Source organism: Flavobacterium rhamnosi (assembly GCF_048286515.1).
Lineage (GTDB): Bacteria > Bacteroidota > Bacteroidia > Flavobacteriales > Flavobacteriaceae > Flavobacterium.
Window position 1 is genome coordinate 29783 of the sequence record NZ_JBLVPS010000003.1, and the last position, 13630, is coordinate 43412.

At 34.1% G+C, this 13630-nt stretch carries 14 protein-coding genes and 1 tRNA gene; 2 read left to right on the forward strand and 13 right to left on the reverse strand.

Annotated elements, in window-relative coordinates; translation table 11 throughout:
• Positions 1-94: 94 nt before the first annotated feature.
• From ACNQGN_RS03025 to pdxA, 8 genes are all read right to left on the reverse strand, one after another.
• The gene (locus tag ACNQGN_RS03025; RefSeq protein WP_417986380.1) at positions 95-400 is read right to left on the reverse strand and encodes a hypothetical protein; all 306 of its coding nucleotides are present in this window, start codon (positions 398-400) and stop codon (positions 95-97) included.
• A gap of 38 nt (positions 401-438) precedes the next feature.
• Positions 439-753, reverse strand: a complete 315-nt coding sequence (locus tag ACNQGN_RS03030; RefSeq protein WP_417986381.1) for a hypothetical protein — start codon at positions 751-753, stop codon at positions 439-441.
• Positions 754-1351: 598 nt separating this feature from the next.
• On the reverse strand, positions 1352-2698 hold the full coding sequence (gene accC, locus ACNQGN_RS03035; RefSeq protein WP_417986382.1) for an acetyl-CoA carboxylase biotin carboxylase subunit: 1347 nt from the start codon (positions 2696-2698) through the stop codon (positions 1352-1354).
• Between the two features lie 93 nt (positions 2699-2791).
• Positions 2792-3271 carry an acetyl-CoA carboxylase biotin carboxyl carrier protein gene (accB, locus tag ACNQGN_RS03040; protein WP_417986383.1) on the reverse strand — a complete coding sequence of 160 codons (480 nt, stop codon included), beginning with the start codon at positions 3269-3271 and terminating at the stop codon, positions 2792-2794.
• A 22-nt stretch (positions 3272-3293) separates the two neighbouring features.
• On the reverse strand, positions 3294-4292 hold the full coding sequence (locus tag ACNQGN_RS03045) for a beta-ketoacyl-ACP synthase III (protein WP_417986384.1): 999 nt from the start codon (positions 4290-4292) through the stop codon (positions 3294-3296).
• 174 nt (positions 4293-4466) lie between these two features.
• Positions 4467-4661: a 50S ribosomal protein L32 gene (gene rpmF, locus ACNQGN_RS03050; protein WP_007137315.1), complete on the reverse strand. Its 195-nt coding sequence runs from the start codon at positions 4659-4661 to the stop codon at positions 4467-4469.
• A gap of 9 nt (positions 4662-4670) precedes the next feature.
• Complete coding sequence (locus ACNQGN_RS03055) at positions 4671-5231, reverse strand: YceD family protein (protein WP_417986385.1); 561 nt, start codon at positions 5229-5231, stop codon at positions 4671-4673.
• Between the two features lie 84 nt (positions 5232-5315).
• Positions 5316-6365 (reverse strand): 4-hydroxythreonine-4-phosphate dehydrogenase PdxA, encoded by a 1050-nt coding sequence (pdxA, locus tag ACNQGN_RS03060; protein ID WP_417986386.1) that lies wholly within the window; start codon positions 6363-6365, stop codon positions 5316-5318.
• A gap of 58 nt (positions 6366-6423) precedes the next feature.
• Here pdxA and ACNQGN_RS03065 point away from each other — a divergent pair, with 58 nt between their 5' ends.
• Positions 6424-7011 carry a riboflavin synthase gene (locus tag ACNQGN_RS03065; RefSeq protein ID WP_417986387.1) on the forward strand — a complete coding sequence of 196 codons (588 nt, stop codon included), beginning with the start codon at positions 6424-6426 and terminating at the stop codon, positions 7009-7011.
• A 465-nt stretch (positions 7012-7476) separates the two neighbouring features.
• Here ACNQGN_RS03065 and ACNQGN_RS03070 read toward each other — a convergent pair.
• A tRNA-Ile gene (locus ACNQGN_RS03070) sits at positions 7477-7550 on the reverse strand.
• Positions 7551-7692: 142 nt separating this feature from the next.
• Positions 7693-8094 (reverse strand): methylmalonyl-CoA epimerase, encoded by a 402-nt coding sequence (mce, locus tag ACNQGN_RS03075; RefSeq protein WP_417986388.1) that lies wholly within the window; start codon positions 8092-8094, stop codon positions 7693-7695.
• 221 nt (positions 8095-8315) lie between these two features.
• Between mce and ACNQGN_RS03080 the strand changes: the two genes are divergently transcribed.
• Entirely contained in the window at positions 8316-9968 is a 1653-nt protein-coding gene (locus tag ACNQGN_RS03080) for an Ig-like domain-containing domain (protein WP_417986389.1), read from the forward strand.
• A 5-nt stretch (positions 9969-9973) separates the two neighbouring features.
• On the opposite strand, the gene ACNQGN_RS03085 is transcribed toward ACNQGN_RS03080, so the two are convergent.
• From ACNQGN_RS03085 to ACNQGN_RS03095, 3 genes are all read right to left on the reverse strand, one after another.
• Entirely contained in the window at positions 9974-10744 is a 771-nt protein-coding gene (locus tag ACNQGN_RS03085) for a nitrilase family protein (protein ID WP_417986390.1), read from the reverse strand.
• An 83-nt stretch (positions 10745-10827) separates the two neighbouring features.
• The gene (locus ACNQGN_RS03090; RefSeq protein ID WP_417986391.1) at positions 10828-11574 is read right to left on the reverse strand and encodes a succinate dehydrogenase/fumarate reductase iron-sulfur subunit; all 747 of its coding nucleotides are present in this window, start codon (positions 11572-11574) and stop codon (positions 10828-10830) included.
• A gap of 53 nt (positions 11575-11627) precedes the next feature.
• Positions 11628-13628, reverse strand: coding sequence for a fumarate reductase/succinate dehydrogenase flavoprotein subunit (locus ACNQGN_RS03095; RefSeq protein WP_417986392.1), 2001 nt, complete (start codon positions 13626-13628; stop codon positions 11628-11630).
• Positions 13629-13630 lie beyond the last annotated feature (2 nt).

Genomic DNA, 13630 nt, shown 5'->3' on the forward strand with positions numbered 1-13630 from the left:
ATTAAACTCGAATTTTCATAAAAAATTTGTAAAAAAAAAGAGACTGCCAAAAACAATCTCTCTTATTAAAAACAAAACCCCAAGTCCCCTAGACTTATTTTTTAATCAAATTCCCATTTGCATCTGCATAAACAGTAGCTTTTTGGTCTCCATTTTTGATTTCTAGTTTAAATTCTTTCTTTTCATTTATAAAGGCCTTTTCAATAACTGCTTCTGGATAAGCTGTTTTCAAAGCTATTTGTAATGCCTCTGGAACCTCTTCTGCTTTAATTTCTGTAAACTTTTCTTCAACAACTTTTGTTGTAGTTTCTATTTTTTCTTCTTTATTGACTTTTGAGGACTGCGCAAAAGTTGACAAACTCCCTAAAACAATTGCGACTGATAAAATTAATTTTTTCATAATAATTTACTTTCTATTGATTTTAAACTGTGGAAGTTTTAAGATTGTTTAGTAATCCATTTTCCAGCTGCATCAGCATAAAGAGCTCCTAATTTGTCTCCTACCTTCACTTCTAATTTATATTCTTTCTTTTCGTTAACATATGCTTTATCAAGTATAGCTGTCGGAAAAGCCTTTTTCAACGCTGCTTTTATAGCGTCTGGCACTTCTTCCGCTTTAATTTCTGTGTATTTTTCCTCAGCAGCTTGAGTAGCTGGGGTAGTAGTCTCTTCTGTTTTTGTAGCAGTTGATGCTTGTGCAAATGTTGATAAACTTCCTAAAAAAATTGCTGCTGATAAGATTAACTTTTTCATAATAATAGATTTTAAAGATTTAATATTTTATTGTTGTTTAAACTAATGAAATTATCATACCATAGTTACACATGTAAACTAGCATGGACATAAATACCTATATTACAGCCATTTAATAATTTAGTCCAACAATTTAAAATCTACAAAAGTGTGTATTCTCTATTTCAATCTGTATACTATTTACACAATGAGTAAACCTATCGCTTCCATCACATTGGATTCATGTTAATGGAAAAGACTAGTGATTAAACACAACAGACGCTACAGTACAAGAAGAGAGTGATTCGCGACGATTATAATGTTTAAAAAGAAGAAATATAAAAGAAATTACCGCTACAGATTGGAACCACGAGCAAGATAATGACAGGCTTACAGAGATGATAATGGAACAGAGGTTCGCTTAGTGAATAAGAAGAAAATAAAAATTACCACTTATTAAAAAAAGACTATCCGAAAAATAATACCTACTCTTTCAGAAAATAAATTAAAGCGGTAAAGAAGAAAATTGACTTCACGTGGTTTTCAGTCCAAAATTGAACAAAAAAAAGAGGCAATCCAATTATATAGATTGCCTCTTTTAAATAAATAATATTCTAAATTATTCTGGATCATTCATTTTAAACGAATCCATAAATGCAGTTGTATATTCACCCGCTATATAGCGAGGATCATCCATTAATTGTCTGTGAAAAGGAATGGTTGTTTTTATTCCTTCAATTACAAATTCATCCAAGGCTCTTCTCATTTTACTTATGGCCTCTTCACGTGATTGTGCAGTTGTAATCAACTTTGCAATCATTGAATCGTAATTTGGTGGTATAGTATAACCTGAATAAACATGAGTGTCTAAACGAACACCGTGTCCTCCTGGCATATGAAGCGTTGTAATTTTTCCTGGAGATGGGCGGAAGTCATTATAAGGGTCTTCTGCATTAATTCTACACTCAATAGCATGTAATTGTGGTAAATAATTTTTACCGGAAATAGGTATTCCTGCAGCTACCATAATTTGCTCACGGATTAGGTCATAATCAATAACTTGCTCCGTAATGGGATGCTCTACTTGAATACGAGTATTCATTTCCATAAAGTAGAAATTACGGTGTTTATCAACCAAAAATTCTACTGTACCAGCACCTTCGTACTTGATGTACTCAGCCGCTTTAACAGCTGCCTCACCCATTTTAGCACGTAATTCATCTGTCATAAAAGGAGATGGAGTCTCTTCGGTCAATTTTTGATGACGTCTTTGTACTGAACAATCTCTTTCTGAAAGGTGACATGCTTTTCCATAAGCATCACCTACTACCTGAATTTCAATATGACGAGGTTCTTCGATTAATTTCTCCAAATACATCCCATCATTTCCAAAAGCAGCGGCAGATTCCTGACGGGCACCTTCCCAAGCTTTAAGCAATTCATCTTCTTTCCAAACCGCTCTCATACCTTTTCCACCACCACCGGCAGTTGCTTTAAGCATCACTGGAAAACCAAAATCTCTCGATAATTGTAAGGCTTGCTCATACGATTCTAAAATACCTACGGAACCGGGAACACATGGAACACCAGCTTCAATCATAGTTGCTTTTGCAGAAGCTTTATCACCCATTCTATCAATCATTTCAGGAGATGCTCCAATGAATTTGATACCATGCTCTTGACAAATTTTAGAAAATTTTGAATTTTCAGAAAGGAATCCATAACCTGGATGTATTGCATCTGCATTAGTAATTTCAGCAGCGGCAATAATATTTGACATTTTCAAATAGGACAAGTTACTTGGAGGTGGTCCTATACAAACCGCTTCATCAGCAAACTTTACATGGAGACTTTCAGCATCAGCAGTAGAATAAACAGCTACCGTTTTTATACCCATTTCCTTGCATGTTCTAATTACGCGAAGCGCAATCTCTCCCCTATTTGCAATTAATATTTTTTTAAACATCTTTTTGAAATTATAAATTAAAAATCATAAATTTTAAATCATTTGAATGATGAAAAAATAATTTCTCATTCAAAATTCATCATTCAAAATTTCTTATGATGGATCTACTAAGAATAATGGCTGATCAAATTCTACTGGAGACATATCGTCAACCAATATTTTTACAATTTTACCAGAAACTTCCGATTCAATTTCATTAAATAATTTCATTGCTTCAATAACACAAAGTACATCTCCTTTAGAAATTGTTTTACCTACTTCAACAAACATTGGTTTATCTGGTGATGGTTTTCTATAGAAAGTTCCAATAATTGGAGATTTTATAGTGATATAATGTGAATTCTCTACCGCTTGAACTTCAGGAACAGATGCAACTGGAGCAATTTGTTGCGGAGCTGCTGCTTGCTGAAGCGTACTTTGAGGTGGCATTTGTTGAACATACGTGGTTTCTGTTACATTGCCTTCTAAAGTTGTTCTAATGGTGATTTTAACATCATCCATCTCTAATTTAACTTCTGCTACACCTGAATTTGCAACAAACTTGATTAGATTTTGAATTTCTTTTAAATCCATAATTATTTATTTTAGTTTAAATTTATTTTTTATCGTATGCCCATTTTAAGTAAATAGAACCCCAAGTAAATCCTCCACCGAAAGCGGCAAAAATAATTGTGTCTCCTTTTTTAAATAAAGATTCAAAATCGCTAAGTACTAAAGGCAAAGTTGCAGAAGTGGTATTTCCGTATTTTTCTATGTTCATTAAGACTTTTGAATCTTCTAGATTCATTCGACTCGCTGTAGCGTCAATGATTCGTTTGTTTGCTTGGTGAGGAACCAACCAATCCACATCGTCATTGGTCAAATTATTTCTTTTCAAAATTAGTTCGCTGGCATCAGCCATATTTGTAACTGCATATTTGAAAACAGTTTTACCATCTTGAATAATATTGTGTCTATTGTCTTGTACAGTTTGGAAACTTGTAGGAACTAAAGAGCCTCCAGCAGGAATTTTTAAAAAGTCACGACCAACACCATCACTGCGTAAATATTCGTCTTGCAATCCAAGACCTTCGTAATTAGGTTCGAATAAAACTGCTCCGGCACCATCACCAAAAATAATACAGGTTGATCTATCCGTATAATCAACTATAGATGACATTTTATCTGCCCCAATCAAAAGTACTTTTTTATAACGTCCAGATTGTATGTAAGCTGCTGCTGCTGACATTCCATACAAAAAACTGGAACATGCCGCTTGTAAATCGTAAGCAAAAGCATTTGTAGCCCCGATCTCAGTAGCCACATACACTCCTGTTGCTGCTACGGGCATATCAGGCGTGGCGGTTGCCATTATTAATAAATCTATTTCTAAAGGGTCGATGTTTGCTTTAGCCAATAAATCCTTTGCTGCCATAATGGCTAAATAGGAAGTTCCTTTATCCTCATCTTTAAGGATTCTTCTTTCTTTTATTCCTGTACGAGAGGTAATCCACTCGTCATTTGTGTCAACCATTGTTTCCAGCACTTTGTTTGAAAGTACAAAGTCTGGCACATAGGCTCCAACTGCGGTAATTGCGGCTGTAATTGTATTCATTGTATTCGATTATTTCTTATCAAATGCTGCCATTTGAAAATTTTTTAAAAGACTTGAAAATTACAAAAAAAATCCCAAAGCGTATTGATTTAGAACCTCTTATTTAATGGAAATTATAAACAACAAAAAAAACTCTCACGATGTGAGAGTTCGAATATCATTTACAAAAATGTATTAAGCAACAGCTACAGATTTATCTATAACAACTTGCCCTCTGTAATACATTTTTCCTTCATGCCAGTAGGCTCTGTGGTATAAATGTGCCTCACCTGTGATTGGGCAAGTAGCGATTTGTGCTACAGTAGCTTTGTAATGTGTTCTTCTTTTATCTCTTCTTGTTTTGGAGATTTTTCTCTTAGGATGCGCCATTTTACTATATTATTTATCCGTTAATAGTTGCTTTAATTTGTCCCAACGCGGGTCAATATCTTCTTTTTGTTCTTGTTTATTCTCTTTCTTTTGTTCTTTCTTTTGTTCTTTTATCGTCAGTTCTTTCAGTTTTGTCAAGGCTTCAGTATTTAAACTTCCATCTTTTATCCCCGGATGAACTCGTCTTAGAGGTACGGACAACACTATCATTTCATAGATATATTGTGCAATATCTATTTCAAACTCTCCGTGTGGCAAAATTAACAATTCTTCATTGTCATTATTATACATTTCTCCAAAACGAACAATCAATTTCATTTTTCCTTTAACAGGCAAATCAAAATCTTCACTGGTTAAATCACAAGGAACGTTTACTGACCCTTTATGCTTTAAATTTAATTCCAGCATTGTACTTTTTTTCTCTAAAACTACATTTACTTTGATGTCTGAATTTTGAAATTCATTATAATCAAAGATTTCAAAGAACGCATTACTTATTTGATATTCAAATTGATGTTTCCCTAGCTTTAATCCTACGAAAGGAATTAAATATTCTTTTGTCTTGTTCATTTCAACAACAATTTACCCTAAACTTCGGGAGTGCAAAGATATAAAATTATTACAAATCTAATAATGTTATTCACCTTTTTTTGTTCACAACTGTTTTTCTTTTGTTTTTAAGGGTTTTTGACTGATTTCTTTGTATTGATTTCTTGAATGAAAGATATCTATAGCAAGATAAACCGCCTCCTTAAATGAATTATAATCCGCCACCCCTTTTCCAGCGATATCATAGGCTGTTCCATGATCCGGAGAGGTTCTAATTTTATTTAAACCTGCAGTATAATTCACTCCTTTTCCAAAAGATAATGTTTTGAAAGGAATTAAACCCTGATCGTGATACGTTGCAATAATAGCATCATATTTCTCATATTGACTACTACCAAAAAAACCATCCGCAGCAAAAGGACCAAACACTAGTGTTCCTTTATCAAAAAGCTTTTTCAACGCCGGCTTTATGATCAAATCATCCTCAGTACCTATTACTCCGCCATCACCACAATGCGGATTCAATCCTAATACAGCGATTTTTGGCTTATTAATACTGAAATCCTGAATCAACGATTGTTTTACAGTTTCAATTTTCTGCTTAATCAACTCTTCTGTCAAATGCGACGCAACTTCATTTAAAGGAATATGATCTGTCAACAATCCAACCCTCAAATTATCCTGAACCATCAGCATTAAAGCATTACCTTCCAACTCTTGATTTAAATAATCAGTATGTCCTGGAAACTTAAACGTTTCTGACTGTATATTATATTTATTAATTGGCGCCGTAACTAATACATCAATCACCCCTTCTTTCAAAGCTTTAGTCGCAGCAACAAAAGATTTTATAGCATATTGACCTACTTTCTCATCATTTGTACCTGGATTTAAATCAACGCCCTCCTTCCAAAGATTCAACACATTAATCTTCCCTAAAACAATTTGATCTAATCGATCAATTCCATGAAGCGTTGAAGTAGAATCAAAACTCTTTTTCACAAAAGACATTATTTTAACATTAGCAAAAATGACTGGCGTACAGAGTTCCAGCATGCGTGAATCCTCGAATGTTTTCAGCACCACTTCGCTTCCAATACCGTTCAAATCCCCTATAGAAATTCCGACGATTATATTTTCTGCATTTTTCATCATGACCTCACGTTATTTATTGCTAATTTTGAAGTGCAAATTTAGTAAAATAAAATAAGAAATGTTTACAGGAATCATAGAAACCCTTGGCACAATCCAAGAAATAAAAAAAGAAAAAGACAATATTCACATTACGATAGATTCTTCAATAACCGCTGAACTAAAAATAGATCAAAGTGTAGCCCACAATGGAATCTGCTTGACAGTTGTTGCCTTAAAAGACACCTCTTACACTGTAACCGCAATCGACGAAACTATAAAAAAAACCAATCTATCCAGTTGGAAAGTCGGCGATAGCGTAAATTTAGAACGAGCAATGAAATTAGGCGACAGACTCGACGGACATATCGTACAGGGACATGTTGACCAAGTAGGAGTCTGTATCGTCGCAGAAGAAACCAACGGAAGCTGGTATTATACTTTTGAATACGATGAAAAACTCAACAACATCACTATTGAAAAAGGTTCAATCACAGTAAACGGAGTAAGTTTAACAGTAGTAAACTCAAAGAAAAATCAGTTTAGCGTGGCAATTATTCCTTACACACATCAGCACACTAACTTCAACTCTTTTAAAATTGGCACAAAAATCAATCTTGAGTTTGATGTAATTGGTAAATACGTTTCCAGACTATACGCAAACAAATAAAAAACGAAAAAAAAGCTAATTAAAAACAAAAACTCCAATTCTAAATTGGAGTTTTTGTTTTTAATCTAAAGTTATTAATAATAAAAATCCCAAATAGCACGGCAAGTATTATTACTATAAAAATATGTTCATCTATTGGCAAGCCAGGAGGCGGAGGCGGTCTTCTTCTTCCCATCGGTGACGGCATAGGAGGACCTGCCGCTATAGCATTGAAAATGCCAAGCATAAATATGACTACAACAATGAAAATACTCTTAAAAATTTTCATAAAATAGAAACAAATAAAAGATCAATTAGTCTTAAAAAAATATTTTTATTTGATATTTATCTTTTTTGCAAAATAAATACATCGGCTTAACAAAAACAACTGTAATCGTTACAAAAGTATGATTTTTTTAGCTGAAATATGCCTTTTATATTGTTATAAAAAAAAGCCTTTCAAGTAAATGAAAGGCTTTTTGTAAGTGGTCCCACCTGGGCTCGAACCAGGGACCACCTGATTATGAGTCAGGTGCTCTAACCAACTGAGCTATAGGACCGGTTAAGAGACTGCAATATTACCACTATTTTTCATTCGCTCCAAATATTTTTGACTTAGATTTTAAGATAGTTTCATTATTCTCAGCTTTAAAACACAAACCAACTGAATACTAGAATTCTACCTTTTTGCCTAAAATAAAATTATTTGATTTCCTGACAAAGTTCGATTAATACACCATTAGTACTTTTGGGATGCAAAAAAGCAACAAGCTTATTATCAGCACCTTTCTTTGGAATCTCATTCAATACAACAAAACCTTCTTTTTTCAAACGTTCTATTTCCAGTACAATATCTTCTACATCAAATGCAATATGATGAATTCCTTCTCCTTTTTTAGCAATAAATTTTGCAATAGGACTATCCGGATTAGTGGCGGCTAGTAATTCAATTTTATTAGGCCCAACATTAAAGAAAGAAGTAGCAACCCCTTCACTTTCCACTTCTTCAGATTTATAAGCCGGAACACCGAATAACTTTTCGAAAACTATATTCGAAGTTTCTAAATCATTAACTGCAATCCCAATATGTTCTATTTTTCTCATTTTATACAAATGTTCAATTGAAAATTAACTACAAATTTAAAAAGACCAAAAATTTGCTTTTTTGACCTCTTAATGTCATGTAAAATTACACATTAAAAATTATAAAAAAACAGCAGTAATCACAAAAGCAGACTCAGTTAAATAGCTCATAATAATTCGATAAAAAGTTTCGATTACATTAATTATAATTGTTATTTTGTAAACTCTAATTTTGATTTGATATGTTGAAAAACAATTTAAGATATATTTCTTTACTCTTGCTTTTAGTAATGTTTGGTTGCGCAAAAAGAGGAACTATTACAGGCGGCCTAAAAGACACGCTAGCACCCGTTTTAAAAATGAGTTCCCCAAAAAATTTCAGCACCAATTTTAAAGGTGATGAAATTAAATTAACGTTTGATGAAAACATCAAATTAAAGGACCTAAAAAAACAGTTGATTATTTCACCTCCAATGAAAAATGAACCTTTGATTTTACCTACTACCGCAAGTAAATTTATTACAATCAAAATAAAAGACACGCTGCAACCCAACACAACTTACAGCTTCAACTTTGGCCAGAGTATAGCTGACAATAACGAAGGAAATCCATTTAATCAATTCAAATATGTATTTTCAACTGGCGCCTATATCGATTCTTTGTCACTCAGCGGAACTGTAAAAGATGCTTATGACAAAGAAGTAGAATCATTCGTTTCAGTAATGTTGTATGAGGTAAACGACACCTTTAACGATTCAGTAGTGTATAACGAAAATCCCAGGTACGTAACCAATACCCTTGACAGTCTAAAAACATTTCGATTAGAGAATTTAAAAGGTGGAAAATATCTTCTTGTAGCAATGAAAGACTACAATACCAATAATAAGTTTAATCCAAAAAAAGACAAAATTGGATTTAACAAACAAATTATCACCATTCCAAACGACACAGTTTATGAATTAGCATTATTTAGGGAGGTCCTTCCATTCAAGGCATACAAACCAAGTCAAGCATCTGGAAATCGATTATTGATGGGCTATGATGGAAAAGTAAATCAAGCCAATTCCAGACCAAAAATAACATTGAAAAACAACACTGAAACCCTGAATACAATTGTAACGCAATTACCTAAAAAGGACTCCCTACAGATATGGTACAAACCCATAAAGGCAGATTCGTTAGCTTTGACTGTATCCCAAGAAAAATACAACGCAAATTTCAGCTTTAAAATTAAAGACCAGAAAAAGGACACTTTAAACATAAGTGCCCTGCAAACCGGCGTATTAAAACTAAGAGACCGATTCACGTTAGAAACTACTACTCCATTAGTGAATTTTGACAATTCAAAAATAAAATTAGTCAACAAAGGAGACGTTTCTCTTCCTTTTACAACTGAATACGATGAATTTAATCAGAAACTGTATCTCGATTTTAAAAAAGAGCCTTCAGAGCAATACAGCATCTCTATTCTACCTGGCGCACTTACTGATTTATTTGAAAAATCAAATGATTCATTAACTTATAAAGTATCGACAAAAAACACCGCTGATTACGGAAATCTAAGTGTGTCTTTACAAAATGTAAAACAATTCCCGGTTATTGTGGAACTGACCAATCTAAAAGGAGAAGTTTTAGCCACAGAATACTCCGAAAAAAACACAACAATTGACTTCAACCTAATTGAGCCTGCACTTTACACCCTAAGAGCCATTTACGATGAAAACAAAAGTAAAGAATGGGATTCAGGAAATTATTTAGAAAAACGCAAAGCGGAGGAAGTAATTTATTTTTCCAAGGAAATCGATGTTCGTGCGAACTGGGATGTAAACCAAATATTTGATTTAAGCATCCCTTATATTGCTGAACCCAAAAAGAAAACAGATAAAAAAGAATAGATAAATTATATATTTTTTATTTCAAAAGTATCTCTGTCATTCAGAAAACCTAACTTTTGTCTGAGTTGCAACATCTTTTCTTTATTTAACTCCGCAAATAGAATACTTTCAGATTCTATTGGCATGACCATATAATTGCCTAAAAAATCCACCACTTGTGAATGTCCGGTATATCTATAACCATTATTGTCCTCCCCTATTCTATTGACTCCAATTGCAAAACACATATTTTCTATTGCCCGGGCTTTAAGTAATACATCCCAAGCATTTATTCTTATCTCTGGCCAACTCGCAACATAAATTAGCAGATCATACTCTTCCAAATTCCTGGAAAATCCCGGAAATCTTAAATCATAACATACTTGTAAGCAAATTTTCCAACCCAAATAATCCACAATCTTTTTTTGGGTCCCATATGCATATACCTTATCTTCTCCGGCCAAAGTAAATAAGTGCTTTTTGTCATAGAACTGTATTTCTCCTGAAGGAAAAACGAACACCATCCTGTTGTAGAAATTACTGTTTTCCGATATAACTAAACTTCCTGTAATGGCTGCGTTTTTGGCTTTCGCTAACACCTTAAGCCACTTTACCGTTTCACCTAGCATTGTCTCGGCAACATTCTCTGGGCTCATGGTAAAACCAGATGTAAACATTTCCGGAAGCACAATCAAATCAACCTTTTCATCAATCGCATTGATTTTCTTTTCGAAATAGTCTCGGTTTTGTTTTGGGTTCTCCCAATATAAAGACGATTGTATAAGTCCAATTTTCATCTGATATCATTTTTATAAAGATAAAAAAAAAACGCATTCAACTTTTACATTGAATACGTTTAATAATTTTCATTTATTAGGTTTTAACCTTTCAAACTTGCAGACATATATTCTCTGTTCATACGAGCAATATTTTCAAGAGAAATTCCTTTTGGACATTCTACTTCGCAAGCTCCAGTATTGGTACAATTACCAAAACCCTCTGCATCCATTTGACTAACCATATTTAAAACCCTATCAGTAGCTTCAATTCTTCCTTGTGGCAACAAGGCGTATTGAGACACTTTTGCAGCGACAAATAACATCGCAGATGAATTTTTACAACTCGCAACACAAGCCCCACAACCAATACAAGCAGCTGCATCAAAAGCATCATCAGCATCTTTCTTGTTAATTGGAATTGTATTTGCATCAATTGTATTTCCAGAAGTATTTACAGATATAAATCCTCCAGCATGTTGAATTCTGTCAAAAGAACTTCTATCAACAACTAAATCTTTAATTACGGGAAATGCTTTTGCTCTAAATGGTTCAATAAAAATTGTATCTCCATCTTTGAACATTCTCATATGCAACTGACATGTTGTAACGCCTCTATCAGGCCCGTGAGCTTCACCGTTGATATGCAAAGAACACATTCCGCAAATCCCTTCGCGACAATCATGATCAAATGCAACTGGCTCATCTCCTTTCATGATTAATTCATCATTCAAAATGTCAAGCATTTCAAGGAATGACATATCTGGTTCGATATGATCTATCGGATATTCAACTATTTTTCCTTCTGCAGCGGCATTTTTCTGACGCCATATTTTTAATGTAAGTTTCATCTTTTTTTAAGTATTAAGTATTAAGAGTGATCTTCAAGATTTTTCTCGAAATACTATTTATAACTTCTTTGAACTAATTTCACGTTATCAAATACCAACGGCTCTTTATGCAAAACAGCTTCACTTGGTTTTCCAGTGTATTCCCATGCTGCTACGTAAGCGAAATTTTCATCATCACGTTGCGCTTCACCTTCTTCAGTTTGGTATTCTTCACGGAAATGTCCTCCACAAGATTCATTACGGTGTAAAGCATCTTTAGCGAATAATTCTCCCAATTCAAGGAAATCGGCAACACGAGTCGCTTTTTCCAATTCTTGATTCAACCCATTGGCATCACCAGGAATTTTCACTTCTTTGTAAAACTCTTCACGTAAAGCAGCAATCTCAACAATCGCTTCATTTAATCCTTTTACGTTACGAGCCATACCAACTTTGTCCCACATAATTTTCCCTAATTTCTTATGAAAATAGTCAACAGAATGTGTTCCTTTATTGTTCATAAATTTCTCGATTTGATCCTTAACTGCTTTTTCAGCAGCAATAAATTCAGGCAAATCTGTAGATATTGTTCCCATTTTAATATCTGGCGATAAATAATCTCCAATAGTATATGGCAATACAAAATACCCATCCGCTAAACCTTGCATCAATGCAGAAGCTCCAAGTCTGTTTGCTCCGTGATCAGAAAAATTAGATTCTCCAATAGAGAAACATCCGGGAATTGTAGTTTGTAAGTTATAATCAACCCAGGTTCCACCCATAGTATAATGCACCGCAGGATAAATCATCATTGGAGTTGAATATGGATTTTCATCCACAATTTTTTCATACATCTGGAATAAATTACCATATTTATTAGCAACAACTTCTGTCCCTAATTTAATGATTAATTTAGCGTCATTTGTATCTAAACCTTTTATATATACTTGTTCTTTCCCGTACCGTTGTATTGCTGCCGCAAAATCAAGATACACAGCCTCTCCTGTTCTATTTATACCAAAACCAGCATCACAACGTTCTTTAGCAGCACGTGAAGCGACATCACGAGGAACAAGGTTTCCAAAAGCCGGATATCTCCTTTCCAAGTAATAATCTCTTTCAGCTTCCGATAAATCTGTTGGCTTCTTTTTACCTTCACGAATAGCTTTTGCATCTTCTAGTTTTGCAGGAACCCAAATACGTCCATCATTACGCAATGATTCTGACATCAATGTCAATTTCGATTGGTGATCTCCAGAAACAGGAATACAGGTTGGGTGAATTTGTGTGTAACAAGGATTTGCGAAGAAAGCACCTTTTTTGTGGATTTTCCATGCTGCTGTAGCGTTACTTCCCATTGCATTCGTAGAAAGGAAAAATACATTTCCATAACCTCCAGAAGCGATAACTACCGCATGTGCTGAATGTCTTTCTATTTCACCAGTAACTAAATTACGAGCAATAATTCCTCTTGCTTTTCCGTTTACGACAACTAAATCTAGCATTTCGTGACGGTTATACATTTTTATCTTTCCACGACCTATCTGGCGATTCATTGCCGAATAAGCGCCTAATAATAGTTGTTGTCCTGTTTGTCCTTTTGCGTAAAAAGTTCTCGAAACCAATGTCCCACCAAAAGAACGGTTGTCTAGCAATCCACCATACTCACGAGCCAATGGAACACCTTGCGCCACACATTGGTCAATAATATTAGTAGAAACTTCCGCTAAACGGTGAACGTTTGCTTCACGAGCACGGTAATCTCCTCCTTTTACAGTATCATAAAATAAACGGAAAGTTGAATCTCCATCACCTTGATAGTTTTTTGCAGCATTAATTCCCCCTTGTGCAGCAATTGAGTGCGCACGACGTGGTGAATCTTGAAAACAAAAAGCTTTTACGTTATATCCTAATTCTGCTAAAGTTGCAGCAGCAGAACCTCCAGCTAATCCTGTTCCAACTATAATAATATCTAAATTACGTTTATTAGCAGGGTTAACTAAATTAATATGATCTTTATAATTTGTCCATTTGTCCGCAATTGGACCATTCGGAATTTTTGAATCTAATGCCATTA

Excerpts from the sequence above, each read along its gene's own strand:
- ACNQGN_RS03025 (WP_417986380.1), bottom strand. The coding sequence starts at position 400 with ATGAAAAAATTAATTTTATCAGTCGCAATTGTTTTAGGGAGTTTGTCA.
- ACNQGN_RS03030 (WP_417986381.1), bottom strand. The coding sequence starts at position 753 with ATGAAAAAGTTAATCTTATCAGCAGCAATTTTTTTAGGAAGTTTATCA.
- accC (WP_417986382.1), bottom strand. The coding sequence starts at position 2,698 with ATGTTTAAAAAAATATTAATTGCAAATAGGGGAGAGATTGCGCTTCGC.
- accB (WP_417986383.1), bottom strand. The coding sequence starts at position 3,271 with ATGGATTTAAAAGAAATTCAAAATCTAATCAAGTTTGTTGCAAATTCA.
- ACNQGN_RS03045 (WP_417986384.1), bottom strand. The coding sequence starts at position 4,292 with ATGAATACAATTACAGCCGCAATTACCGCAGTTGGAGCCTATGTGCCA.
- rpmF (WP_007137315.1), bottom strand. The coding sequence starts at position 4,661 with ATGGCGCATCCTAAGAGAAAAATCTCCAAAACAAGAAGAGATAAAAGA.
- ACNQGN_RS03055 (WP_417986385.1), bottom strand. The coding sequence starts at position 5,231 with ATGAACAAGACAAAAGAATATTTAATTCCTTTCGTAGGATTAAAGCTA.
- pdxA (WP_417986386.1), bottom strand. The coding sequence starts at position 6,365 with ATGATGAAAAATGCAGAAAATATAATCGTCGGAATTTCTATAGGGGAT.
- ACNQGN_RS03065 (WP_417986387.1), top strand. The coding sequence starts at position 6,424 with ATGTTTACAGGAATCATAGAAACCCTTGGCACAATCCAAGAAATAAAA.
- mce (WP_417986388.1), bottom strand. The coding sequence starts at position 8,094 with ATGAGAAAAATAGAACATATTGGGATTGCAGTTAATGATTTAGAAACT.
- ACNQGN_RS03080 (WP_417986389.1), top strand. The coding sequence starts at position 8,316 with ATGTTGAAAAACAATTTAAGATATATTTCTTTACTCTTGCTTTTAGTA.
- ACNQGN_RS03085 (WP_417986390.1), bottom strand. The coding sequence starts at position 10,744 with ATGAAAATTGGACTTATACAATCGTCTTTATATTGGGAGAACCCAAAA.
- ACNQGN_RS03090 (WP_417986391.1), bottom strand. The coding sequence starts at position 11,574 with ATGAAACTTACATTAAAAATATGGCGTCAGAAAAATGCCGCTGCAGAA.
- ACNQGN_RS03095 (WP_417986392.1), bottom strand. The coding sequence starts at position 13,628 with ATGGCATTAGATTCAAAAATTCCGAATGGTCCAATTGCGGACAAATGG.